This is a genomic window from Pseudomonas sp. PS1(2021) (assembly GCF_020405165.1).
Classification (GTDB): Bacteria; Pseudomonadota; Gammaproteobacteria; order Pseudomonadales; family Pseudomonadaceae; genus Pseudomonas; species Pseudomonas aeruginosa.
On sequence record NZ_CP084484.1, the window covers coordinates 3862680 to 3884943 of the forward strand.

The following is a 22264-nucleotide window of genomic DNA, read 5'->3' on the forward strand; positions in this document are numbered from 1 at the left end:
ATTTCACACAGTCCAACTGTGAATCCAAATAGGTATGCCATCATGTCCAAGCGTCAAAGCAAAACCGGTGTTCAGCACCTGGTCTATCAAGCCAAAACCGGCTTTCAGTACTACCTCACCTTTCCCAAGCATTTCGCGCTCAACCCACAGCTACCAGCGCAAATCCGCTGGTCTCTGGGTTATGACGAAGCGCTTGCTCGCAACCTGGCTGCGCATCTGAACCTGCGGTTCAAGCAATTCCTGCAAAAAACCAATGAGGACCGTGTTCGATTCTCCTCGCATAACGTTCTCTTCGAGCTCGAAGAACTACACCACCTCGTGCAGCAAAATTTGGAGAGCACGCGGATGGTGTGGCGTATTCGCCCCTCTCCCAGCAAGCTCGCATCCATTGACCCCACGCCGGGCTATGAGCGTTTGATGAGGGAATGCCAAGAGCACCCGGTTCTCTTTACTGAAGAGCCAGGCGGAGAAATACACTTCGCGCTGTTCCCTAGTCAGAAGCTAACGAAAGTCCTCAATATCGGCTTCACGCGCTTCGACTGGCCTCTCGGTACTCGCGACCCCGCAGTGGCAAACAGCGCAGCGATCTACATCTACAACGCCATCACAGCTCTAGAGACGCTGCCGCTCACAGGTATCCGTTACGCCCCCGGGCATCCTCTCGTCTCTCTGATGTCGTTCTATGAATATCTGTGCTTCGCGCGCCCGGACCAGGGCCGGAATCTGCTGCACATTCCGCCGAGCCTGCCCCAATCTGCATACGCCGTCGGCTTCTGGCTGAATCAGCAGCAAGTGGACATCGACTCGCTTGAAATCTGCAGTCGTTTCGTAGTCGTGCAAGAAGAAAGCGGGCTTTATTCTCTGCGTATTCCGCTCAGCCACCCTCGCCTGAAAGCGAACCCTCAGCGCCCGTCTGAAATCAATGTCGAACTGCTGACCAGTTCGCCGATCGTCGCGTTGCTGATGATCCAAGCAACGCTTATTCAGATCGATAAGATCTTGCTGCAGAGCTTTGTGGAGCACACTTCGACTGATGCTTATGAGCGTGCAATGCAAGAAATCAGCGATCTGATTCGCCGGACGCTAGGGCCAATCCCGCCAGCCGAACCGATGACTTCACTTCCGGAGCTGGTCGCTGCAAATGACGCCCCTCCTGCCCCCCAGGATCCCGGCACCCTGGCACTGCTCAGTGCGCTGAGCAGCGTTCTGCCCGAGGCACAAAAAACGAAACTGGCCACGCTGTTTGACACCCCGGCAAGTAATGACCGTTTGATTCCAGCGGGCTTGAGCAATCCTGAGCAGCTCAACTTTGCTGCACTCGTCAATGAGTTCGAAGAGCGCCAAATCCGCGAAGGGGCTTGGAGCAATCCGCGCACACGCATCACGATGCATGCACGTCTCGAAGGACTTGCCGAGCTCATTGGTGGTCACAGGACACTCGACTCTTTGAGCCGTTCAGACTTCAACGCACTGCGCGATCAGCTCCGTAGCTATCCGAAAAACCGCCACCGCCTGCGGGCCACACGCTATCAGCCCTTGAGCCAAATCATCCAGGGTGGCAAGTACGAGCCCATCAATGCGCGCACAGCTAAGAAGTTTTTTGAGCTAGCGCGGGCGGTCGTCGGCTATGCGCACGACCAGGGTTATCTGAAAGAGAACCTTGCCGCTGGCCTGGTGTTCAGCACGAAAGGCGCCCCCTCACCACGCAAGCGCACCTACACTCACCGGCAGATTGAGCAACTGCTTAATGGCCCCGCGTATACCCTCAAAGAACCTCCGCGCTGGCGACTGGATGACTATCGCTTCTGGCTGCCACTGCTCGGCCTCTATACCGGTGCTCGCTTGAGTGAGCTTTGCCAACTTCGCCTCGGGGATATCCGCGAGGAGCTTGGTGTCTGGGTGATCAGCATCAGCAGTTCTGGTGCACGTCAGCTAAAAACGGCGGACTCCGAGCGCCTCGTGCCGCTGCATAAAGCCATTCTTGAAGCTGGGTTTTTAGAGTTTCATCAGCAACGCCTGGATGCGAATGACGGAGATCTGTCGGCCCAGCTTTTCGACAACATCCGCGTGTATGGCGATCTGTCGCCTGGGCATGTGGCAAGCCGCTGGTTTATCGGCTCCAGCAAGGAAGACCAAGGTTACCTGGGTCAATGCGGGCTGGGCGATGACGAGCTGACTTTCCACGGCCTGCGGCATACGTTCATCAACCAATTCCGTCGGCAGAAGCTCGACATGCTGATCGGCAAGGCCCTAGTCGGGCACGCGGACCGCAGCACCACGGGTGGCTATGGAGATTGCTATCCGAGCTATGTTCTCAAGGAAGAGCTCGACAAGATCGACTTCGAGGTCCCCGTTGAGCATATTCATTACTCCCAATACCTGCTTCTGAAAGTAAGCGTTCATTCCACGACGTACTGGACTTACTTTACGTCCCGAAGGGGCCTTAGCAATTCCGGTGAGACCTTGTACTGTTTCGTGCCGTTCTCGGCCAGGACGATCACGCTCTTGCGGTTGATCTTGGTGACGATCCCCATAGTCAAGCCAGTTCGGCTTTCGAAGGTCACCTTCAGCCCCACGTGCAGCCGACTCAGCGCCTGCAGGTTTTCTTGATCTTGCAGTTCATCAATGCGCCGGCAGATCATTCGGTTCAGCTCCAATAGCTGATCGATGCTCATGTCTTCAATGCGCATGGAGGGTGCCCTTTGGCTGTGCGGTCTGTCGATCAGAATGGCGCGGATCGATCAGCGAGCGTAACGGATTATCGGCGAACCGGGTCTTCCAGAGCCGAGGCGTCAGGTCAGCGACCTTGCTGGCCGGGTGCTGACTGATGCGCTGCAGCACGTCCACCAGATAGGTGTACGGGTTGATGTCGTGCAGTTTGCACGTAGTGATCAGGCTCTGGATGATGCCCACGTGTTCCGCGCCGAGTTCAGTCCAGCAGAACAGCCAGTTCTTGCGTCCCATGGGAATGGGGCGCAGGGCCCGTTCCAGGTGGTTGGTGTCTGGCTGGACGTCTGGGTCTTCCAGGAAGACGGTCAGGCTGGCTTCACGGCTGAGCACGTAGTTCAGTGCTTTGGTCAATAAATCACTGGGCAGCAGACCGCCCTGTGCCAGTTGATCCCGGCACCATTGGAAGAAGTCGCTGACCACCGGCTTTGAGTGGAGCAGCCGGTACTGGCGTTTCTTTTCGCCGGTCAGTTGCTGGACGCGGATCTCTTCTTCGTTGGTGTATAGCTTGGCAATCTGCTGAAGGGCTTCGGTGGCAGTTATCGGGTGGTCCTTCTGCGCCTCAATGAAGTAACGACGACTGTGCACCCAGCACTGCGCGTGGATGATGTTCTGCTGTGCGGCGGCATAGCGGGCATAAGCAGCATAGCCGTCACTGATCAGAGTTCCGCTGAACTGTTCGTTCAGTACCTGCTCGATATGGGCTCGGCCTCGACTGTTCGAGTAAGTGAACACCACTTCATCGGCATCGCCGTATAACGGCCAGAACCAGCCGGATTTCATCTTGCCTTTTTGTGGGCCTGCCCGACCCTGGTGGCCAGCTTTAATCGGCGTCTCATCCATCGCCAACACCCGGCTGCGCAGAACATTGTCGGTCTGGGCATCCACGATCGGCCGCAGCAGATCAATAGATCGCTTGATCAGATTGGTGAGGGTGCTGCGGCTGAGGGTAATACCCGCTTGCTGGATGCGTTGGTGTTGGCGATACAGCGGTAGGTGAAACTGGAACTTGTCGACCATCAGACCCGCCAACAAGCTGACGTCGGCCAGGCTGTTGTCCAGTACGTTGGACGGGGCCGGCGTGGTCACGGGCTTGTCGCTGCCCTTGCGCCGAAATACGGGGCGTTCCACTTGCAACACCACGTAACTGGACGTCCGCTGGGCCAGCCGATAGGTCGTTTTGGTGCCAAGGATGTCGTACTGGTCGGCGTCGGGGCCGCTTAGCTCCGGCGGCAGGTGTTCAACAACTTCCACTGGCACGTCCGCTGTAAAACGCAGACCCGTATCGTTCAGGCAGTCGTCGTCCCGCTGTTTCTTTCCGGTGCCTCGCTGATAAGCCCGAACCGGGCGTTTCTCCGCATCGAGAGGCTTCTCCGGGCTAGCCGCATCATTCGATTGGAACAGGCCGCCCTGCTCCGGGAGGTCATACACCTGCTTCTCGGACTTGGGGCCGAACAGCTGCTTCTTGAACCAGTCCAACTGCCGCTGCATGACCTGTAGCTGCTCACGCAACAGGGCATTCTCCTCGGCCAGTACCGAGTAGGAAGGGGCGTTGGAATAGGACGCGGAAGCCATTGAATTCATGGCCGATATTATACCGGAACACAACCCGCTACGTGCCCCGAAAACGCTTGAACTGACGGTACTTTTGCACCTCGATACCGTCAATCAGCAACTGGAGATCAGTCAGGTTTAAGGGGCGCTGTCCCGAAGAAGACGGCCGTACCCGGAACTGCCCCTGCTCCAGTCGCTTGGCCCACAGGCAGTAGCCCGTGGGCGTGAAATACAACATCTTCATTTGGGTCTTGCGACGGTTAACGAAGACAAAATACTGCCCGCTGAGCGGATCTTGCTTGAGTTGATTGCGGACCAGAGCGCTCAGCCCCCGGAAGGATTTACGCATATCCGTGGGCTCGGTGCACAGCCAGATCCGGGCCTGGCTATCCAGACCGATCATCTGATCTGGCTCAGCCTTAGCTCAACACCATTACCCAGGCTCAGCACGATATTCCAGCCGCTTCCGGGAGAGGCCGAGTCATCCATCAGCGATGACAGATCCAGGAAGCTGGCATAACCAGAATCCGCAGCCTCACCGACCGGCTGACTCAACAGGCGCTTGCGCCAACTACAGAAGCTGGCATAACCGAGTTTGTGCTCCTTGCAGAACTGCGTGGCCGACAGGCCGCTGTCACGCTGCTGACCGATTAGGACTTGCCACTGTTCTGCGGTGCGGTGTTTTCTCATGGAAATAACCTCGCGTTGTTGAATGCGAGGTCACTCTAGGGCGGAAGTCAGCGGGATGGCAGGATGTCTTGGAATGAACGCTTACTTCTGAAAGACCGTCAAGGCTCCTTCAAGGTAGGACGGCCTAGAGGAAAAGCCTCCCTCAAGAGCTCAAGTTGGTCCGAAAAGCGGCATTGGAAGTCATTTATCCAAAAATAATTTCTGAGACCGGAGAAAGGGGAAATCTGACATTTCCCCTTTGCTAGCAAGGCTTTTCGATATTGACAAATTGTCAATAAAATCTATCAAGATGGAAAATTCGATAGAGAGTATTGACTGTATATATAACCAGCATTATGTTTAGACCTCACCCATAGTGAGGTGCGGATTTCGGTGAACGTGACCGAGCGTTTCGCTAATACGTGACCGGTGCTTCCGCCCCGGTTGCGCGGGTTGTGGATTGTAATCGCATCGGTCACGATGCGGTTTGCTCCTCAGCTTTTTTCCGGCGCAGTGACTCGCCCTTCAACGTCAGTCGGTAAGCGCTGTGCACCAGGCGGTCAAGGATGGCGTCGGCCAGGGTCGGGTCGTTGATCCAGCCATGCCAGTGTTCGATTGGTAACTGGCTGGCCAGGATGGTGGAGCGGTTGCCGGCACGGTCGTCGATCACTTCCAGCAGGTCGTGCCGGGCACCTTCTTCCAGCGGGGCCAGCGCCCAATCGTCCAGCACCAAGACATCGACCTTGGCCAGCTGTTGCAGGGTACGGCCGAAGCTGCCGTCGCCATGAGCGATGCGCAGTTGCTCCAACAGGCGCGGGGTGCGCAGGTACAGAGTGCTGTAGCCCTGGCGGCAGGCCTGGTTGCCCAGGGCGCAGGCCAGCCAGGTCTTGCCGGCGCCGGTCGCGCCGGTCAGCAGCAGGTTGTGCTGCTGGCGGATCCAGTCGCCGCCTGCCAGGCTGGCGATCAGGCGCTCATCCAGGCCGCGGCCAGGGCGGCGGTCGAGGTCTTCCAGGCAGGCGTTGGCATATTTGAGCTTGGCCTTCTTGCGCAGCCGTACCAGGCGCTGGTTGTCACGCCAGGCCAGTTCGCGGTCGAGCAGCAGGCCGAGGCGCTCATCGAAGCTCAGGCTGTGGCTGGCCGGCAGCGTCCATTGCTCTTCCAGGGCGCGGGCCATGCCGTCCAGGCGTAGCTGGTGCAGTTGATTCAGGGTGTGTTGCAGCATCATCGAACAGCTCCTGTTGCGGGGGTGGTAGTAGTCGGCGCCACGGACGTTCTCGTGGTCGCTGGGTAAGCTCGTTTCGGCGGTGCGCGTGGGCAGCGGCTGCTGATCCAGGCCTTGCTGGAGCAGGTTGCGCACGCTGCGCCCGGTGAAGGCGCGCAGCTGGACGGCCCGTTCGGCGGCGGCTTCCAAGCGTGCATTGCCGTAGCGACGAGCCAGCGAGAGCAGGCCGAGACAGGCGCGGTAGCCCATCTCCGGATGCGGCTTGTGGGTCAGCTGGTGATCGATCAGTTGGCGCGTGTAGGGGCCGATCCGCGCGCCCCAGTCGAGCAGGCGTTGCGGCGTCCATTCGCGATGGGCCTGGTGTGCGGCGGGCATGTGTTCGCGCTGGGTGCTGTAGGCGCCGCGACGGCCCAGCAGCACATGGCTGGCCACGCGCCGGTTGCCATGCAGCACTTCCAGGGTGTGCGCTGTCAGCCGCACCTCGACGCTCTGCCGGGCCAGGGCGGAGGGCACGCTGTAGAAGCTGCCATTGACCTCGATGTGGTAGTCGATGTTGACCTTGCAGCGCTTGAAGCTGGCGACCTCGTAGGGATGTACCGGCAGCGCTCGCAAGGCCGGGCGATCCAGGCGCTCGAACCAGTCGCGCCGGCAGCCATCGAGGCGCTTGAACGGGCGTCGATTCAGCTCCTCCAGCAGCTCGGCGATGGCCTGGTTAAGCGCATGCAGGCTGAAGAACTGCCGGTGGCGCAGTCGCGCCATGATCCAGCGCTCGACCACCTGCACCGCCACCTCGGCCTTGGCCTTGTCCTGGGGTTTGCGTGGCCGGGCCGGCAGGATCACCGTCTGGTAATGCCGCGCACACTCCAGCGTTGCCCGGTTCAGACCCGGCTCGTAGCGATCTGGCTGGGCGACCAGGGCGCGCGGATTGTCCGGCACAACCATCTCCGGCACACCGCCAAAGTAGGTCAGTGCCTGGCCCAGCGAAGTCAGCCAGTCCACCTGGGTTTCGCCCGGCGTCGCGCAGGCATAGGTGTAATTCGAGGCGCCCAGGGCGGCGACGAAGATATGCGCCCGGCGGACTTCGCCGGTGGCCGGGTCGACCACCGGCAGCGTCGGCCCTGCATAGTCGATGAACAGCTTCTCGCCCGCGCGGTGCACCTGGCGCATCGAACGTTTGAGCGTCTGGGCGTAGCGCCGGTAGTGCTCGACGAACTGGGTGTAGCGGTAGGTCGGCTGGCCCGCATGCGCGGCGAGATATTCCTCCCACAGCAGGCAAGGTCACGCCCTTGCGCCGCAGCTCGCGGTGGATGCTCAGCACGTCGGGTGGCACCCGCTCACCGCGCGGCTTGTTTGTCGGCGCCGACGCAAACAAGGCGGCCGCCAGTGCGGCCTCGTCCATGGCCGCCAGCGCCGGCCAGTCCAGTCCGGCCACGCGCGCCGCCGTGACGTATTTGCTGACCACGCCTTTGGACAACTGCAAGGCGCGGGCGATCTTCTCGTGGGACAAACCGGCCTCGAACTTGAGGCGCAGACATTCTTTGATGTTTCGCATGGCTACTCGCGGCGCCGCCATCTTCCCCTCCCGAAATCGGGCGAGGGTGACGGCGCATCAGGTCATGCGCAACGAGAGGGAAGGCTTTCGCTAAGCCGTGACCGGCGATTTCGGTAAGCCGTGACCGCCGGTTTCGGAACGGGCGGAAAATCGGTCACGTTGCTACCGAAATGAGCGGTCACGCGTTAGCGAAATGACCGGTCACGATCTACCGAAACGGCCGGTCACGATGCTCCGAAATCCGCAGTGAGGCTAACATGAATGTAAATCGTACCCCCAATCTATCCATCCCTTTCTTCAATGGCCTTTTCATAAGTGCCGCTCCTGGCCATGAAAAGTCTCTTGAGCTAGCCATTCCGCACTTGTCACTGGTCGTGAATGCGCTCAACCGTTATCACTACTCTCCCCTTTTGAGTGAATACCTAGATACCGTGCTCTCTCGCTTTTTGCGCTCGAACGACTACAGCGCCAAGAACGAGTACATGCTCCGAGCACGCATGGAGAAGATCAAACGCGTTCTCACTGCAGAAAATCCAGAGCGGCGAGTTTGTGAACTCAGCAGTGCGGATATTCAGACTCTTAAGGACCAGCTTCCTGCTCTCCTGAAGCAGAACAGCACATCGCAGAGCCAAGGGGGCAACCTGCAAGGCTATTTCCAGCTCTTCAACAGAATGATCAACGAAGCTGTCAACGATCAGTTGCTTGCTGAGCCTGTGAAAGTACATGGCTGCCAGACTAAATCTCAGGTAGAGACGAAAGCGCTTCTGGACTCCAACCTCGTTGGTCTCTTCGATAGCTGGCCTTATCAGGCATACGATCCTGGGACACCGATAGCCCATGTACGCCACGATGCCCAGAGCTATTGTTTCTGGTTGATGCCACTCGGTATCTTCACGGGAGCCAGGCTCAACGAGCTTTGCCAGCTACGTGTTCACGACGTGTTCCACGATGTTCACGGCGTGCCGCTGATTAGCATTAACGACAACGGCTTCAACAAGTCTCTGAAAAATTCGTCATCGAGGCGCGAGATTCCTGTCTGCTCGAAGCTGATCGAAATGGGTTTCCTAGATTTCGTGATGGAGCGGCGCCAGGCAGAAGGCCCGAATGCCCTGCTTTTTTCAGAACTGCGCTTTGACGAAAAGCATCTGTACTCACGTGCCGCGAGCCGTTTCTTCTGCGGGCCTGTGACAGGAGCGGGCTTCATCGGACAGCATTGCCCTGTAGCCCTCAACGGTGGCTTCAACTTTAAAAGCTTCCGTCGCACTTTCGCGACACGGCTTCAGAAGTCGGGTGTACCCGAAACCACCATCGCACATCTGCTGGGGCACACCGAGGGCAAGCTAGAGGTCACTACCGAACACTACTTGGAAAAGCCGGAGTCCCTGATTTTGCGGGATATTCTGGAGCGCAACCTGAGCTACAACCTGCCCTTGGCAACCATCAACTGGCAGCACTTCAAACATTTGATGGGCAGCCAGGCAGGACGCAGTAAGCGAGGCCGGAAAGCCAAGAAGACGCTGCACTAGCCCCTCATAACACAGAGCAACATTGTCAACTGGATATGATGCGATGAAGGGCTGGGAAGGGTCGCCATCAAGGCGGCCTTTTGCATTTTAGAAGCCTGCCCTCAAGCGCAGGAGACGACCCAATGCCCCCACCAGATCCATGGAAGCAGCACCAGATTCCCCCTGCGACGGAGACTGCAATAGCAGCCAGCTTTGCGACACGACATGCGTGTCGCAACAGGGAAATGCGATACCCCCACCATGCCGCACAACCAGTTGTGATACCCGAGGTGTCGCAAAGCGGAGGTGCAACACACTTACTCTGCCACAAGCGGCACCTGCGATGCCTGTTCGGGCACCCAAAACAGTCACTATGGGCACCCACGTTGCCAGTTTAGGCGCAGGGAATGCCCGTACCGGCACTGTTTTTCTTGGTTATATTTCAGAGAAATCCATTATAAATCAAAGCGTTATCATAGATCCGTATAACCAAAGACGTCCTTTTTGCCAAGCCTTTTTGCGTGCCACTCATTCTTCGACCCTAGCTCACCCAACTGCCTTGGTCGCTTTTTTTGCGGCCTGCCGCGGCTGCTTTTTCTTTTGATGACAAACACTTGCGCGGGCTCTTGCTCCATGCGCACGCTGAATGAAGATGAAGCGTGTCGCGTGAGTGAGAGCCCGCGCCCCTTACTCGCGGCGCGAGTAAGGGGGCGTTGGGGCAGTTCAGACGGAACGAGAAAACACGTAGCGCAGGCGGAGGGGTTTCAGAGGAGTCTGGACTGCTCCAACGCCGTTCGCGGAGCGGCTTAGCTTTGTCATCAAAAACAACAAGAAGAGATGACTGCCATGCACCAGAGTACCTTGAAAAAATACCAGACCCGGGCGACAAATTTTTACCGCGCACACTGTGGCACGGACACCCCCAATTCTGCGCAAATTTGCGCGGCTTTGCTCGCTCAAGCTCAAGCGTATCGTCCGAACAGCTTCAGCACGCTTAAGAGCGCGTTAGCACACGACCAGGTAGCTCGCGGCAACCCAGACGTGGCGAAAGCGATCCGACATCTGGTCAACCCGGTGACAGCGCTTGGCTCGACACTACCGAGAAAGCCGAAGCCCAAGAAAGTCCGCACCGTTTCCGATGATGATTTCTGGGAGCTCATTCTGCACCTGCGCTCACGTGACTTTCATGATGAGGCCGTCTGTGCAGTGCTGGCTTACTACTTGGGTGTCCGTCCCTGCGAGATGCGCACGATCAAAGTAATTGGCAACCAGGTACACATCGTTGGGGGCAAAAAAAGCGCGCCCTTGCATCGAGGTGCGGACAGGACACTGATTATTGATCGGCCTGCCGTCCTCAAAGCCGTCGCAGAGGCTGCAGAATGGATGAGCAAATGCTGCAGGACAGACACCGCCATCCGAGACCGTTTGCGCAAAGAATGCCGAGCCCTATGGCCTCGTCGCAAACGGCATCCAACACTGAAAAGCTTCAGGCATCAAATGGGCTCAAACCTGAAGGCATCGGGAGAGAGTGATGAGGCCGTGGCATACATCATGGGGCACCAGTCGACCGAGTCGGTTGGTGTATACGGTGACAGGCGCTGCGGAGATGGGCTAATGATTTTCGTGAGGGTTGTTGCTGGAGCGGATCTGACTAAGGTGCGCAAGCCGAAAAAACCAGCACGATTTGGTAAGGGCCAGGTGATTGGACGGATCGGCCATCAGCAAAGCATTGGATTACAGCCTCAAACGCTGGACGGCGCTGTCGCGCTATCTCGATGACGGCGCCGTACCCATTGACAATAATTGGGCAGAGAACCAGATCCGGCCATGGGCGTTGGGGCGCAAGAACTGGCTCTTTGCAGGTTCACTGCGCAGCGGTAAACGGGCAGCGGCGATCATGAGTTTGATCCAGTCAGCTCGACTCAACGGGCATGACCCGTACGCCTATTTGAAGGACGTCCTCACGCGCCTGCCGACGCAGCGGGCAAGTGAGATTACGGAGCTGCTGCCGCATAGGTGGCGACTGGTTTAGTGTAAGCGTTCATTCCAAGACATCCTGCCATCCCGCTGACTTCCGCCCTAGAGTGACCTCGCATTCAACAACGCGAGGTTATTTCCATGAGAAAACACCGCACCGCAGAACAGTGGCAAGTCCTAATCGGTCAGCAGCGTGACAGCGGCCTGTCGGCCACGCAGTTCTGCAAGGAGCACAAACTCGGTTATGCCAGCTTCTGTAGTTGGCGCAAGCGCCTGTTGAGTCAGCCGGTCGGTGAGGCTGCGGATTCTGGTTATGCCAGCTTCCTGGATCTGTCATCGCTGATGGATGACTCGGCCTCTCCCGGAAGCGGCTGGAATATCGTGCTGAGCCTGGGTAATGGTGTTGAGCTAAGGCTGAGCCAGATCAGATGATCGGTCTGGATAGCCAGGCCCGGATCTGGCTGTGCACCGAGCCCACGGATATGCGTAAATCCTTCCGGGGCTGAGCGCTCTGGTCCGCAATCAACTCAAGCAAGATCCGCTCAGCGGGCAGTATTTTGTCTTCGTTAACCGTCGCAAGACCCAAATGAAGATGTTGTATTTCACGCCCACGGGCTACTGCCTGTGGGCCAAGCGACTGGAGCAGGGGCAGTTCCGGGTACGGCCGTCTTCTTCGGGACAGCGCCCTTAAACCTGACTGATCTCCAGTTGCTGATTGACGGTATCGAGGTGCAAAAGTACCGTCAGTTCAAGCGTTTTCGGGGCACGTAGCGGGTTGTGTTCCGGTATAATATCGGCCATGAATTCAATGGCTTCCGCGTCCTATTCCAACGCCCCTTCCTACTCGGTACTGGCCGAGGAGAATGCCCTGTTGCGTGAGCAGCTACAGGTCATGCAGCGGCAGTTGGACTGGTTCAAGAAGCAGCTGTTCGGCCCCAAGTCCGAGAAGCAGGTGTATGACCTCCCGGAGCAGGGCGGCCTGTTCCAATCGAATGATGCGGCTAGCCCGGAGAAGCCTCTCGATGCGGAGAAACGCCCGGTTCGGGCTTATCAGCGAGGCACCGGAAAGAAACAGCGGGACGACGACTGCCTGAACGATACGGGTCTGCGTTTTACAGCGGACGTGCCAGTGGAAGTTGTTGAACACCTGCCGCCGGAGCTAAGCGGCCCCGACGCCGACCAGTACGACATCCTTGGCACCAAAACGACCTATCGGCTGGCCCAGCGGACGTCCAGTTACGTGGTGTTGCAAGTGGAACGCCCCGTATTTCGGCGCAAGGGCAGCGACAAGCCCGTGACCACGCCGGCCCCGTCCAACGTACTGGACAACAGCCTGGCCGACGTCAGCTTGTTGGCGGGTCTGATGGTCGACAAGTTCCAGTTTCACCTACCGCTGTATCGCCAACACCAACGCATCCAGCAAGCGGGTATTACCCTCAGCCGCAGCACCCTCACCAATCTGATCAAGCGATCTATTGATCTGCTGCGGCCGATCGTGGATGCCCAGACCGACAATGTTCTGCGCAGCCGGGTGTTGGCGATGGATGAGACGCCGATTAAAGCTGGCCACCAGGGTCGGGCAGGCCCACAAAAAGGCAAGATGAAATCCGGCTGGTTCTGGCCGTTATACGGCGATGCCGATGAAGTGGTGTTCACTTACTCGAACAGTCGAGGCCGAGCCCATATCGAGCAGGTACTGAACGAACAGTTCAGCGGAACTCTGATCAGTGACGGCTATGCTGCTTATGCCCGCTATGCCGCCGCACAGCAGAACATCATCCACGCGCAGTGCTGGGTGCACAGTCGTCGTTACTTCATTGAGGCGCAGAAGGACCACCCGATAACTGCCACCGAAGCCCTTCAGCAGATTGCCAAGCTATACACCAACGAAGAAGAGATCCGCGTCCAGCAACTGACCGGCGAAAAGAAACGCCAGTACCGGCTGCTCCACTCAAAGCCGGTGGTCAGCGACTTCTTCCAATGGTGCCGGGATCAACTGGCACAGGGCGGTCTGCTGCCCAGTGATTTATTGACCAAAGCACTGAACTACGTGCTCAGCCGTGAAGCCAGCCTGACCGTCTTCCTGGAAGACCCAGACGTCCAGCCAGACACCAACCACCTGGAACGGGCCCTGCGCCCCATTCCCATGGGACGCAAGAACTGGCTGTTCTGCTGGACTGAACTCGGCGCGGAACACGTGGGCATCATCCAGAGCCTGATCACTACGTGCAAACTGCACGACATCAACGTACACACCTATCTGGTGGACGTGCTGCAGCGCATCAGTCAGCACCCGGCCAGCAAGGTCGCTGACCTGACGCCTCGGCTCTGGAAGACCCGGTTCGCCGATAATCCGTTACGCTCGCTGATCGATCCGCGCCATTCTGATCGACAGACCGCACAGCCAAAGGGCACCCTCCATGCGCATTGAAGACATGAGCATCGATCAGCTATTGGAGCTGAACCGAATGATCTGCCGGCGCATTGATGAACTGCAAGATCAAGAAAACCTGCAGGCGCTGAGTCGGCTGCACGTGGGGCTGAAGGTGACCTTCGAAAGCCGAACTGGCTTGACTATGGGGATCGTCACCAAGATCAACCGCAAGAGCGTGATCGTCCTGGCCGAGAACGGCACGAAACAGTACAAGGTCTCACCGGAATTGCTAAGGCCCCTTCGGGACGTAAAGTAAGTCCAGTACGTCGTGGAATGAACGCTTACCTTGAGACGTAGTACTTCGCGAATCTTACGCATGGATAAACGCTCCACGACGACCTCTCTGCTTCGAAAAAGAGGTCGATGGTAGTGAAGAAATCCTGCGTAGCTGCCTACCCGGTTGGGTGGCCGGATGGCCGTGGAATCAGTGGCCGGATGCGCGTGGAATGGGTGGCCAGATCCGTGGAATCCGCAGTTCGATTGCAAAACAGCGCCTGTGTCCCAATCAAAGCCCCATCGATTGCATCATCTCACTTTCACTAACCGCCTCTGGTGTCACTACCGCGTCTTTAAGCATCAGCTTTCCGCGCAATAAGCGGTCAAGGTGCACATCGAATGAATCAAACTGGGGGTGAGTGACGGCAGGCAGATGGATGAACACAGGCTTGGTTTGGCCGATCCGGTAAACCCGATCGGACGCTTGCGCTTCTTTAGCCGGGTTCCAATGACGCTCTAAATGCACCACATGGTTGGCCCCAATCACCGTCAAACCGACACCAGCGGCTACTGGCGACATGATCAGGATGTTGAAGCCACTTTTCGCTTCAAACTCGGCAATTAGCTTCTTGCGCGTCATATCCTCGGCGCGAGTCGCCACAGCCTGGGTGTCACCATTGATCACCGCTACATTCAGGTCATAGATCTGATCCAGCCAGAGCTTGAGGACTCGTTGCAGGCGCTTGGTCATCATGAACAGGATGACCTTTTCACCCTTGCTACGGATCTCATCGAGTAACTGCAGCAGCACCGCCAGCTTGCCGGACTCCATCATCAGTTGTCGCGCCTGCTTGCCATCCTCGCTGTACAGCGCCGACTCATTCTCCAGCCGTGGGTGCAGGGAAATGGAGCGAAGCTGAGTCAAAGCCGCCAGTGCGGTACCACGCATATCCTCAGCGCTTGCACGACGAGCCCGATAGCTGTCGAGGACTTCGTCGTAGGCCTGCAACTGGATGCCTTTCATCACCACACCCAACTGCGCCGCATACCGTTGCAGGCCATGATCGGCTTGCTCGACACCACTGAGAATAGTCTTGGCTGGTAGACCTTTGAGCTGATCTTCTTTAACCCGCCGCAACATGAATATGCCTACAGCACGCCGCAGCTGCTCGCCCAAACGCGCCCGTACCTCATCACGCTCTTCATCGCTTGCAGCCAGAATTGGCTTGATCCAGGTATCGCGGAAGCTTTCCCAGCCACCAAGTAAGCCAGGCTGCACCGTATGCATCAGGCACCAGAAATCGCCCAGGCTATTTTCCACCGGCGTGCCAGTCGCCAACAGTTTGAAATCCGCCTTGAGCCCTTTAGCGGCAATAGTCTGCAGCGCATTGGGGTTCTTGATGTTCTGCGCCTCGTCGAAGATGACCATGCCCCAGTCGATTCGGCACAGGGAGAACTGATAATCACGCAGGGTCTGATAGGTCGTGAGCACTAAGCGACGGTCCATATCCAGACGATGCACGCCTGCTTCAGGCCCCACATGCAGTGCATAGCGAATGCTCTGCTCATCCATCATGCCGCTACTGTCATCAATCATCGACGCCAACTGCACCGACTCACGCTCAGCACCTTTGACGCGATAGTCACGCAGACTCCGCCCCGACTGCAGCACCACCACATCGCGGAACGGAATGCTGGCGAAGGTCTTACCGACTTCATCCTCCCAGTTTTCCAGCAGACTCAGTGGCGCCACCACCAGAACCGGCTTCTGCGGCTTGCCAGCCGCGCGCTGGCTGGCCAGATACTCCCCGACTGCGACCAGCGACATGTATGTCTTGCCGAGGCCCATGTCATCTGCAAGCAGACCACCCTGCAGGCGATAGAGATCATCAGTTTCATCCTGCAACGCTGCGCCCATCAGCTTCAGCATCCACTCGATCCCCTCACGCTGATGAGGGAACGGCTCCCGGGCATAGGCCGACCAATCTGGCACCACCAGCGGCGTCGCAGCAGCAGCCTTACGCAACAGCGCAGAATTGATCTCGTCGGCATCCTTGAGAATGACCCCGACTTTCTCCTTGTCCTCCCCCGGGAGAACACCCTCCTCGCTGTGCGGCTCGCTATCGCTCACATCAGTCATGTTCTGGCGAGCCCTGGCCAGCTCTTGCTGAACAGCCGGCGCGTCAGAGATGTCGATTACCTCACCCGCGAACGACAAACTCGTCGCACCCTGTTCATTAGCCGCCTGCAGTACCTCCTCGAAGCGCTGCAAATCCTCAGGAGACTGAATCAGCTTGCTCAGGATCGCTGCAGGTGCCGGGCGCTTATCAAGCGCAAACCAGTCATTCTTGGTTGCATCCAGGACACCGAAATCCATGTGCTGAAGCTTGCCAATACCCGCAACCCGGGCAGAAAAGCCCACCTCAAGATTGACCAGCGCAGCATCGAGAAACGCCGTTGGCGTGGCAATAAACTCGTTGACCTGATCAGCCGGGATACGTTTGTTGGCCAGCACATTACGGATGCCATCCATCCGCGCCTGATCCAGCAGCAACACACGATTGTCGATGCGCAGCACACCACCATCGGCGGTCATATCCAACTGCGACCAGCGTTTTTCCAGCTGGTCAGCACTGGAGCCATCCCCAAGGCTCGGGCAGAGTTGGAGGCTGCCATCTGGTAAACGCGTAGCGATAACTCCGATGTTCTGAGGCACCACCACATCCAGCCGCTCAAAGTGGCTAAGATCAATACGCATCCCGCTGCGCGCAGCGGTCTGCAGCTCGGCCATCAGGCGCAGATTAGCCGCCTCTCCTCGCTGTTCTGGGCCTAACGACTCATGCAGTTCCCAAGCCTGCAACCCCATAATTTCAGCCGGCGTCAGCCAATAGCACTCACTGCTGGTCAGGTACAGATAGGGGCCTTTGCGACTGAAGCTGGCAGGGCCGTCCGGCATTTCCAGCGTGATCGCCACACGAAAACCACTGTTGCCCGTGCGCCCACTGATTGAGGTTAGAAAGTGCCCTGGCAAGCGTCTCGGCAAACGCAAGATTTCCGCCTGCTCAAGATCCATCCCCGCAATATCTTCGGCACCGATGTGAAAACCGTTGGCCGTGTTTTCGGCAATCCCTTGCTCAACCAGCATGTTGAGCACTATCAGCTGAATTTTTTCTAAAGCACTGCCCTGCCCGGCTTGCAGTGCCTTGAAGGCCGGCAAGGGCAGATAGAAATTCAAGCCATTGGAATCAGGCTGAGACTGAAAGCCTTGCTGGGTACTGAGCGCTCCGTCCCGCTCACCAATCAGCGAGCGGAAAATATCCATCAATCCCATTATTCAGCCCTGTCCTGTTTATCCAACGCTTCAAGTGAGAGGCGAGTCGTTTCATTAACGGACCAGCCGAACTGCTTGTCCTGCACACACATGCCCTTCAACGAACCGTAAAGCACCTGATTAATCACCCGCGCCTCGACGCCGAAAACGTTCGCTGCGTGGCGCACCTTGTCGCCTGGGTTATTTTTGAAGTACCACAGCACCTGCAAGTCAAACGTCCCCAAATGCTGCAAAGTAGCCTTTAAAGGTTGCTGGTCTGCATCAGAGGTGTTGGGTGCAGGATCTAAATCCGCTTTACGCAACAATGCCTCTCCCTTGCTGGATAAGGACCATTGGAAGACTTCGTTCTGTTGGACGTAGCTTGAAATACTGCCTCGAAGAGCGTCCTGGATCTCGTAAAAGAGTGCTTCATCGCCTTCTAGGGCTTGACGAATATCACCCATCAAGCTTTCCGGGTGCTTGGACAGGTAGGCCAAAATCGATAATTGCGTGTCGGTCAGTTCGGTGCCGGAGGCTCTTGGAGCTTCTGAGGCAAAAGCATCCACAGCAGGAGGACGCGGTTCAGCCATACGATGCGCGGACACAGAGCCGGTTGCTCCACCCTGAGAAACTGGGGCCGAATCAGACTTCGCGCTTTGCTGAACCAGTGGCTCAACGCGCGCTTTCTTGCCCCTCACGACGGGTAGGCCGTATTTGCTCAAATATGCCTTGTACTCCGACCGGCTAAGCAATTTTTCGATATCCAGCGCAATACCGTTATCCGCCAGGAAATCGAACACCTTACGCTGCCAGGAACCGTTATGGGTCACTGCCTCGTAGGGAAGGCTTGGGTAGGCTGCCTTGTATTGATTAGGCAACGACGTTGTCAGATCGAAGTGCGAGAACTGATTTCGCTCATACGACTTGACCCAATGCCCTGGCTGGCCGAGGTAAACCCAAATTTTGAAACTATGGGAGCCCTCGACCAGATGGAAGTCGCCACAATCGAGATAGATCACCGCCTTGTCGCTCATGGCTGAATCCATGCCCGCGAAGCTGGTTTTTACCTCACTTCCGAGAATACGCTTCACCGACAGCTTGGCATTGCGGCCAAGCATCAACCTCGTATGTCGGATCAAGCCGAGCGCAAACAATCCCTCCAAGAACAGTTTGCGCGCCGGGAACATACGCTTGAGATCTTCCTTTCCCGACTCCAAGCCATATTGCTCAACCGCCTGCAGGAACAACCGAAGGTCTTCCTTAGACAACCAACCACGCACCTTCTGGATACGCGCCTCACCAAGTGGTTGCCACCACTCACGGTAGTTGGCTGCGGTACTTGCGATCCGCGGATCCCCCGCCAGATTGAGAATAAAGTTCTGCCAGACCTCACCCGGCTCCTGTCCGGCACGATCGATCAGAATCTCCAGCGCAACATGGCCGATACGACGCTCGCCCTCGTACGGAGCCTTGGACACAGCGGGCTTCTGCAGCTCATCCAGCACGGGGTCGTATTCACCGGGCGCAAGCCCTCGTAGGGTTTCCAGGTAGAAGTGGGCCCGGCAGATATCGCCATAACGCCCGTCATCAAAGCCCTGCAATCCCATGACCTCAAAGGTCTGGCCCAGCTCATGGCCGCTGTCGCGTACCCGCTCAACCAGTTGGACTGGCCCGTCAGGCGGCAACAACCAATGACCATCACGCTTGAGGGTTACCAGCGGATCAGTCTGGGGGCCACTTACTTTGGGCTCGGGCATTAAATGCAGTTGCTGGAGCAAAATCTGCTCAAGCTGCTCACGCAGCCCATCGTGCTCATCCAGCTTGTCGAAGCGACGAAAGTAAAACTGAGCCAACTGCTGCAAGGTGATACGTGTCAGCCTCGGCTGCTGAGCATCGACCAGCACCGAAAGCAGACGCGAACTAAGCAAACGCCTACCCATGGCCTCGTCGTTGAGCCACAACCAGGTCAACGCACGCGCAGTGAGACGACGTTTTAGCAGCTCAGGCAGGCCGTCGAAACGCCCCGTACTCGCCATGTCGCGCAATCGTGCCAACATGGCGTCAAAGGCATCGCTCTTGCCACTTGCGGCCTTCATTCGAGCGACCTTTTCGACCAGCACCGTCCATCGCTCCCGCACCACGGGCGCCCATTCAGCGACCGGCATGTGAACAGGAGGCAACTTCACGGCTTGACCTCCTCCAGACGCTCACGCACCTGCTCGTACTGAGCGCTGTCGGGACGACGAATGGTGAAGCGGATATCGATGCGTCGGTTGCGCTTGAAGTCATCCTCAGTCTGCTGGTCGACCAAAACGGGGCGGGTTTCGCCGTAACCGCTAACCGAGAACAGTGGCTTGCCATCCTTATTCTTCAGCCTTGCCAGTTGCTCATCGGCGGACAGCGCGCTGCCCCAGAACTGCCAGAGAGAAATGGCACGGAAGGTTGAGAGCCCCCAGTTGCCTTTGCCCATAAAGCCCTGGAGCGGACGATTGTCCGTATGCCCCTCGATGAAGATCGTATCGAGGAACTCGACTCGATCCTCTCGCGAGATCACCTCATTGATGACCTTGCCAATCTCCAGAGCACGCGCCTGATAGGCGGCATGAATGTCATAGGCACCTGTGTCGAAACCCAGCAGATCGTTGGGAATACTCAGGACCGTATGGTTCTCGCTCACCTCGACCTTGATGCCGCGTTTGCGCAGGGCCTCCACGGCCTCATCAAGAATGGTGCGGCGCACCTGCTCTGCTTTCTTCAGCTCGACCAGCTCTTGCTCAAACTGCACCTCGCGCTCTTTCAACTTCTTCTGAATTTCCATCAACTGCAGGATCAGAATCACCGAAGCCAGGATGAAGATCACCAATAGCGCCGACATGATGTCTGAGAATGACATCCAGTAAGGGTTCTCTTCGTCGACGCTCACTTCCTTGGATTTACCCAGGCGCATCAGCGTGCCTCCAGTTCATCCAGAATACTGCTCATGTTCTGCACGACGCGGTGCATCTGATCGGCATACTTCAGCGATACCTCATTCCACTGGTTCATTCGCTCATCAGTCTGCACACGCACCTCGCCGGCATAACTGCGCAGCCATTCCTCGGCTTGCTTCTCTACCGCCTCGACCTGCTCACGCAACTTTTCTCCCAACGCGGTGAATTCGTGGCGTACGCCAGAGAGAAACTCCTGCTGAGCGGATTTCATCTCGCCAAAGCCGTTACGCGCCTCACTGGCTGCTTGCTCGAAGCGCTGCGCACCCTCCAGCAACGTGGCCTGCAGCTGCGCCAGGGTAGCGGCCTGGCCTTGCAACTGCGCCGCGAGCTCGGCGTTCTGCTGGCCAGCTTTCTCGACACCATGAGTGACGGCTTCCAGTCGCTGGCCCAAGGTATCGGCAGCCTGGCGCAGATTCGCGGATAGAAGCCCAAGCTGATTCGCACTGCTGTCCAGATGCTTGCTGCTTTGTGCAGTCGCTTCCGACACCTGCTTGAGCTGGCCCAGCAACTGCTGATGCTGATCCGCCATCAAGCGGCTTTGCTGCTGGGTCGCCTGCACAGCAGTGGCCAGACTGGTGAGCAATTCCTGCTGGTGCGTCGACACCTGGTCGAGCTGCTCCTGGAAGCGCTGTTGGCGTGCCTGCTCACGCTGCTCTGCCGCGCCCATTTGCGAATCGAGCTGGGTGTTGAGGTTCATCATCAAACGAGAGAACACCTTCTCCAGATTGCTGTGGCGCTCGTTGCCCGCCTCAGCCATCGCTTGCATCTGCTCGCGGGTTGAGCTGGAAAATTGCTCCAACATCGCCGTCTGGCTGCTGCTAGCCTGGCCAAGCAGGCGCTCGAACAGCACCTGGCGCTCCTCGTCGCGCTGCTGGGCAGTACCCAGCTGGGTCTGCAACTGGTTCGTCAGCCCTGACATCAACTCGGCAAAGCGTTGCTCCATCTGTGCCTGGCGCTCTTCGGCAGAACCACTGATGCGCTGCAACTGCGTCTCGAAGGCCGCACTCTGTTGCTGAGCCACTTCCATCTGTCGACCCTGCTGTTCATTCAGGCTGCTGAACAATTGGTTCAGGCGCTCACTCATGCCACTCACTGCAGCGTTCACGTCAGCCGCCGCCTGCTGCATCTGCAAGCCCTGCTCACGGCCCACAGAGGTCATGCCGTCCATGAAATTACCTACCAGCTTTTCCAGCACCTGCGTGGACTGCTGGCTGGTGGTGCTGACCAGAGTCTGGATGGCTGGCGCCATGATGTTGTTCAGGGCATCGGTCAGCGCCGTCTGCATCGCTTCGCTCATGCCATTGAGCGTTTCCTGTAGACGATCGCCAATTCGCTCGTGCAGCTCCTGTAGCGCTTCCTTGCTCTCCTTGCCGTACTCGGCGATATGCACCAGCGACTGCTCGGCGGGAATACGCGGATAGAGGAAATCGATATCGTGCTGCAGCTGCTGGATCTGGCCCAGCGCTGAACGCTCGAACATCTTTTCGACAAAGTTCAGCAACAGGCTGAAGAACACCCCCCATACCGACGTCATGAAAGCTACGGCAGCACCGGAAATCAGCTTGTTGATGCCGCCCTTGAGTGCCTCGATCTCATCCGAGGTGCCGACCAATCCTTCCAGGCCCACCGTCAGGCCCACGAATGTGCCGAGCACACCGATGGCCACCAGGAAGCTCGGTGCAGCAGCCAGCAAGCGGCTGGCTGTCAGGCCGGGAGCCAAGGTTCGGGCATTGAAGAAATGCTCGGCATCCAGCGTATTGAACAGATGCTTCTGATCGGACGACAGCACCAGGCTTTCGTCGAACTCACGCCACAGCATGCCGACATTGGGCGCGTCCAAGCCCTGCGCCTTTTGCATGGTTTCACGTCGGCTAAGCGCCAGGGTTTCCTTGCTTTGCCCTTCAAGCAAAGAACGCAGGGCACGCAGCCGGGTACGAAAACGGCGGAAGTGCACAAACAGGAAGTAAAGCGACAAGACGAAAATTACTGCCGTCGCAGACCAAAACCAGGCACTGATGCCATTGGGATTGGCACTGAACATATGGGCGAAATCAGGGATCAAGTGTTGCAGCAGGTCCATCATCTCAGGTCACCAAAATCGAAATGCG

The 22264-nt window shown here is 57.7% G+C and carries 15 protein-coding genes and 2 pseudogenes; 8 read left to right on the forward strand and 9 right to left on the reverse strand.

Features of this window, described 5'->3' with window-relative positions:
• The first annotated feature begins 42 nt into the window (after positions 1–42).
• Positions 43–2610, forward strand: a complete 2568-nt coding sequence (locus LE197_RS18630) for a site-specific integrase (RefSeq protein WP_226034095.1) — start codon at positions 43–45, stop codon at positions 2608–2610.
• A 69-nt stretch (positions 2611–2679) separates the two neighbouring features.
• Here the strand turns inward: LE197_RS18630 and tnpC (LE197_RS18635) are convergent, their stop codons facing one another.
• The 5 genes and pseudogenes from tnpC (LE197_RS18635) to istA all read right to left on the reverse strand — a co-directional run.
• Complete coding sequence (gene tnpC, locus LE197_RS18635) at positions 2680–4311, reverse strand: IS66 family transposase (protein ID WP_004423346.1); 1632 nt, start codon at positions 4309–4311, stop codon at positions 2680–2682.
• Positions 4312–4339: 28 nt separating this feature from the next.
• Positions 4340–4684 (reverse strand): IS66 family insertion sequence element accessory protein TnpB, encoded by a 345-nt coding sequence (gene tnpB / locus LE197_RS18640; protein WP_004423345.1) that lies wholly within the window; start codon positions 4682–4684, stop codon positions 4340–4342.
• Positions 4681–4971 carry an IS66 family insertion sequence element accessory protein TnpA gene (tnpA, locus tag LE197_RS18645; protein WP_004423344.1) on the reverse strand — a complete coding sequence of 97 codons (291 nt, stop codon included), beginning with the start codon at positions 4969–4971 and terminating at the stop codon, positions 4681–4683. Before tnpA (LE197_RS18645) ends, tnpB (LE197_RS18640) begins: the two co-directional genes overlap by 4 nt.
• 454 nt (positions 4972–5425) lie before the next feature.
• Positions 5426–6175 carry an IS21-like element IS1474 family helper ATPase IstB gene (gene istB / locus LE197_RS18650; RefSeq protein ID WP_126621874.1) on the reverse strand — a complete coding sequence of 250 codons (750 nt, stop codon included), beginning with the start codon at positions 6173–6175 and terminating at the stop codon, positions 5426–5428.
• Between the two features lie 21 nt (positions 6176–6196).
• Positions 6197–7745 (reverse strand): annotated as a pseudogene (gene istA / locus LE197_RS18655) (IS21 family transposase); the annotation flags it as partial.
• Between the two features lie 236 nt (positions 7746–7981).
• On the opposite strand from istA, the gene LE197_RS18660 reads away from it, so the two are divergent.
• The 7 genes and pseudogenes from LE197_RS18660 (at position 7982) to LE197_RS18690 (ending at position 13896) form a co-directional block, all read left to right on the forward strand.
• Positions 7982–9250, forward strand: coding sequence for a site-specific integrase (locus LE197_RS18660; RefSeq protein WP_226034096.1), 1269 nt, complete (start codon positions 7982–7984; stop codon positions 9248–9250).
• Between the two features lie 825 nt (positions 9251–10075).
• Positions 10076–11008, forward strand: coding sequence for a site-specific integrase (locus LE197_RS18665; protein ID WP_071537056.1), 933 nt, complete (start codon positions 10076–10078; stop codon positions 11006–11008).
• Positions 10935–11261: pseudogene (locus LE197_RS18670) on the forward strand (IS66 family transposase); the annotation flags it as partial. The gene LE197_RS18665 and the pseudogene LE197_RS18670, both read left to right, overlap by 74 nt.
• A gap of 86 nt (positions 11262–11347) precedes the next feature.
• Positions 11348–11638, forward strand: a complete 291-nt coding sequence (tnpA, locus tag LE197_RS18675; protein ID WP_004423344.1) for an IS66 family insertion sequence element accessory protein TnpA — start codon at positions 11348–11350, stop codon at positions 11636–11638.
• A 79-nt stretch (positions 11639–11717) separates the two neighbouring features.
• Complete coding sequence (tnpB, locus tag LE197_RS37330) at positions 11718–11897, forward strand: IS66 family insertion sequence element accessory protein TnpB (RefSeq protein WP_226034107.1); 180 nt, start codon at positions 11718–11720, stop codon at positions 11895–11897.
• A gap of 108 nt (positions 11898–12005) precedes the next feature.
• Positions 12006–13637, forward strand: coding sequence for an IS66 family transposase (gene tnpC / locus LE197_RS18685; protein WP_413247425.1), 1632 nt, complete (start codon positions 12006–12008; stop codon positions 13635–13637).
• Complete coding sequence (locus tag LE197_RS18690) at positions 13627–13896, forward strand: hypothetical protein (protein WP_003458515.1); 270 nt, start codon at positions 13627–13629, stop codon at positions 13894–13896. Before tnpC (LE197_RS18685) ends, LE197_RS18690 begins: the two co-directional genes overlap by 11 nt.
• A gap of 249 nt (positions 13897–14145) precedes the next feature.
• Here LE197_RS18690 and LE197_RS18695 read toward each other — a convergent pair whose 3' ends face one another.
• Genes LE197_RS18695 through zorA form a run of 4 tightly spaced genes read right to left on the reverse strand, consistent with a single transcriptional unit; the run spans position 14146 to position 22239 of the window.
• Positions 14146–17187, reverse strand: coding sequence for a DEAD/DEAH box helicase (locus tag LE197_RS18695; protein WP_033987916.1), 3042 nt, complete (start codon positions 17185–17187; stop codon positions 14146–14148).
• A complete protein-coding gene (locus tag LE197_RS18700; protein WP_033987914.1) occupies positions 17187–19352 on the reverse strand; it encodes an EH signature domain-containing protein in 2166 nt (721 codons plus the stop codon). Before LE197_RS18700 ends, LE197_RS18695 begins: the two co-directional genes overlap by 1 nt.
• Positions 19349–20113: a flagellar motor protein MotB gene (locus LE197_RS18705; RefSeq protein WP_033987912.1), complete on the reverse strand. Its 765-nt coding sequence runs from the start codon at positions 20111–20113 to the stop codon at positions 19349–19351. The genes LE197_RS18700 and LE197_RS18705 overlap by 4 nt, the downstream gene beginning before the upstream one ends.
• Positions 20113–22239 carry an anti-phage ZorAB system protein ZorA gene (gene zorA / locus LE197_RS18710; protein ID WP_033987909.1) on the reverse strand — a complete coding sequence of 709 codons (2127 nt, stop codon included), beginning with the start codon at positions 22237–22239 and terminating at the stop codon, positions 20113–20115. Before zorA ends, LE197_RS18705 begins: the two co-directional genes overlap by 1 nt.
• Positions 22240–22264 lie beyond the last annotated feature (25 nt).

Coding starts and splice junctions, on each gene's coding strand:
- LE197_RS18630 (WP_226034095.1), top strand. CDS start 43: ATGTCCAAGCGTCAAAGCAAAACCGGTGTTCAGCACCTGGTCTATCAA.
- tnpC (WP_004423346.1), bottom strand. CDS start 4,311: ATGAATTCAATGGCTTCCGCGTCCTATTCCAACGCCCCTTCCTACTCG.
- tnpB (WP_004423345.1), bottom strand. CDS start 4,684: ATGATCGGTCTGGATAGCCAGGCCCGGATCTGGCTGTGCACCGAGCCC.
- tnpA (WP_004423344.1), bottom strand. CDS start 4,971: ATGAGAAAACACCGCACCGCAGAACAGTGGCAAGTCCTAATCGGTCAG.
- istB (WP_126621874.1), bottom strand. CDS start 6,175: ATGATGCTGCAACACACCCTGAATCAACTGCACCAGCTACGCCTGGAC.
- LE197_RS18660 (WP_226034096.1), top strand. CDS start 7,982: ATGAATGTAAATCGTACCCCCAATCTATCCATCCCTTTCTTCAATGGC.
- LE197_RS18665 (WP_071537056.1), top strand. CDS start 10,076: ATGCACCAGAGTACCTTGAAAAAATACCAGACCCGGGCGACAAATTTT.
- tnpA (WP_004423344.1), top strand. CDS start 11,348: ATGAGAAAACACCGCACCGCAGAACAGTGGCAAGTCCTAATCGGTCAG.
- tnpC (WP_413247425.1), top strand. CDS start 12,006: ATGAATTCAATGGCTTCCGCGTCCTATTCCAACGCCCCTTCCTACTCG.
- LE197_RS18690 (WP_003458515.1), top strand. CDS start 13,627: ATGCGCATTGAAGACATGAGCATCGATCAGCTATTGGAGCTGAACCGA.
- LE197_RS18695 (WP_033987916.1), bottom strand. CDS start 17,187: ATGGGATTGATGGATATTTTCCGCTCGCTGATTGGTGAGCGGGACGGA.
- LE197_RS18705 (WP_033987912.1), bottom strand. CDS start 20,113: ATGCGCCTGGGTAAATCCAAGGAAGTGAGCGTCGACGAAGAGAACCCT.
- zorA (WP_033987909.1), bottom strand. CDS start 22,239: ATGATGGACCTGCTGCAACACTTGATCCCTGATTTCGCCCATATGTTC.